The 2,311-nt window shown below is 58.4% G+C and carries 4 protein-coding genes; all 4 read right to left on the bottom strand.

Annotation, left to right across the window (positions count from 1 at the left end; all coding sequences use genetic code 11):
- Positions 1-115: 115 nt before the first annotated feature.
- A complete protein-coding gene (locus tag ACFQ6N_RS40295) occupies positions 116-406 on the bottom strand; it encodes a hypothetical protein (RefSeq protein WP_197586530.1) in 291 nt (96 codons plus the stop codon).
- A 211-nt stretch (positions 407-617) separates the two neighbouring features.
- The gene (locus ACFQ6N_RS40290; RefSeq protein ID WP_197586529.1) at positions 618-1,373 is read right to left on the bottom strand and encodes a DUF1828 domain-containing protein; all 756 of its coding nucleotides are present in this window, start codon (positions 1,371-1,373) and stop codon (positions 618-620) included.
- Entirely contained in the window at positions 1,370-1,864 is a 495-nt protein-coding gene (locus tag ACFQ6N_RS40285) for a hypothetical protein (RefSeq protein WP_197586528.1), read from the bottom strand. The genes ACFQ6N_RS40290 and ACFQ6N_RS40285 overlap by 4 nt, the downstream gene beginning before the upstream one ends.
- A gap of 17 nt (positions 1,865-1,881) precedes the next feature.
- Positions 1,882-2,311 (bottom strand): helix-turn-helix transcriptional regulator (locus tag ACFQ6N_RS40280; RefSeq protein ID WP_380659125.1); only part of this gene is annotated, 430 nt, incomplete at its 5' end.

Below are 2,311 nucleotides of genomic sequence, written 5' to 3'. Positions count from 1 at the left end.
AGTCGGGCCGCCGGCCCGCGGCCTGACTGCGGTAGAGGGTCGGCCACGCGCGCTGCATCCTTAGAAAACCCCGCCGGAGCGGGGTTGATGCACATTGCTGCTGTCTTGATCCGGACTACTTCTTGGCGCTTGCCTTGATGCACTGAAGGTAGATTTCGTTCTCGAAATCCTTAATGGCCTCCCTTTTATTTTCTTCAAGGCTCAGTTTGGGATGGTCATATGCATCGATAACGATCTGCTGCATCACTCCGCCATCTTCGGGATCCGGACTGTTGACAATCTTTATAAGCCTTGCGATGGAAGCACCCTCCTGCCTGGCGGTCATTACGTTCTTAGCGTAATCGCTGAAAGTCTCACAAAGGCTGACGTGGTCTCCGGTCGGGTCTTGTGCCAAGTCGTAAGCCACGACCTCTGTGACGATGGAGTGTTCTTGCGGACGAGCTGCCGCTGCTGAGGTGCAATGTGCTGTTGCCAGGAGGCATACACAAAAGCTGACAGCTAGTGACCTAAAGTTCTCTCTTTCCATAGAGCCCCCTCGGACACGCAGTTGGTTAGGATAGTGTACGTGAACGTAAAGCCCCGCCGGAGCGGGGTTCTTGTGGAGGGTCCCTGGCTGGCTATGCTGCCAGGGCTTTGATCAGTGAATCCGGTGATCTGAACAAGATCACATCCGCAGAGTCTCCGAGTGCAACTCTGGCCTGAGCAATTTGGGTCGCGTCAGCCTGCTCTATCACGGCGACCCTACGTATCGCGGCGCCTGTGTTCATTACGTCACGGAACTTGCCATCGGCCTGGTAAACACTCGCCCAATCCACGCAGCCTTCATCAGCGGCAACGGTTTGGAGAAGGATCGGGTTCGGGGAAGCAGTGTCTAGGGCGAACGGGAACATCAACTGGTGTCCGCTGGCCCCTACGACAGTGAAGCGCCTGGTGACGCGCCGCGGCATTGAGCGGGTCAGAACTTCATCAATCACTTTGGTGAAGCGTGAGGAGACCTTCGGCCTGTGGACAAGGCTACTGATCGCGATCCGGTGTGCTGCTTCGAAGTACCTGGGGACTGCGAAGCCGGCCCGTTCCTCAGAGCAACTGGTCACCAGTTCGCCGTCGGCGGTTAGAGAAACGCCATACTCGATTGCGATCTCCCTATACTTCCCGACCTTCGTTTTGTTGATGACAGCGCCAGCGGCGGCAATATTGAAAAGGGTGTCGCCATCATCCGTGATCCGGATCTGTCCGTCACCGCAATCGAACAGGTAGGCGCCCAGCATCGTCCCATCACGAGGGATGGTCAGGCTGGACTCAATGAAGCCGTGATGCTCCCCAAGAGGGACAAACCGGCCGTTTAGGGCGTTGGCGATGGTTGTCAGGTTCATAGCAGTGGCCGCTGAATGACGGGCAGAGACAGTGCAGGGGCATCAATGATGTTGGCGTGGCTTAGAAAGAGTTTCCAGAGATCTTCCAGAGGGGCCACCTCCAGGGGCTCAGCATACCCTTCAATGGCGTCGTCAGAAATGGTGTGCAGGTGAGGAACGCCGACCTTCGCCCCATAGTAGGGTCTACCGGCTCCGGTATAACAGCGATGGCCGCCCATGCCGCCCTCGTCCAGCCCGACGAGGCGGGCGCCGTGGATAAGGCTAAGTGACAATTTGTCGCGGACTCGTCCGATGCCATCGGCCTTGAAGTAGCCCTTAACGAATAGCCCTTCCAGCTGAACGCCATCGATCGTTAAGGCGGCGCGGAATTCATGGCCCTTTGGCTTCCCCAGTGCCTCGCGCCAAGGGGTAGCTGCAGGCCCGGCCCAAGCCTTGGGCTGGGCAACGATCTCCCGCGCTCGAGCTATTTCCTGAAGCAATTGCGAGTCCATTCAATGATCCCCGGAAGTCAATCAGCCCATCCGCCAATCCAGTGGACACGGCCAATGACCGTGATTGGGTGCCGCTCTGAGACCTTGGGCTTTGGCTTCTGCCACTGGTGGTCCCCGCGCGGGTTGTCGCTTTGGAAGTAGACGCCACCGTCGAGGACCAGAGCGCGTTTCACATAGAACTCGGGGTTGGCATAGCCATCTACCTGGATGACGTAGAGCACGCCGTCCAGGATGCGGGTGTCGGAGGTGTCGAACAGGATGGCATCGCCATCCTTGATGGTCGGCTCCATGGAGTCGCCCTTGCCGTAGTAGATGGCAAGGTTGCGTCCGAAGATGCCGCGTCGCCGCAGGCTTGTCTTCTTGAACTTGAGGCTATGGGTCTCGGCGTACTCCACGGCCTCGGCGCCGTTGCCCAGGCCGGCGGCCTGGGAATAGCCGACGATGTCT

This window comes from Kitasatospora sp. NPDC056446 (assembly GCF_042796115.1).
Lineage (GTDB): Bacteria > Actinomycetota > Actinomycetes > Streptomycetales > Streptomycetaceae > Kitasatospora.
The sequence above is the reverse complement of the archived record's forward strand: the minus strand, read 5'-3'. Positions and strand labels throughout refer to the sequence as shown.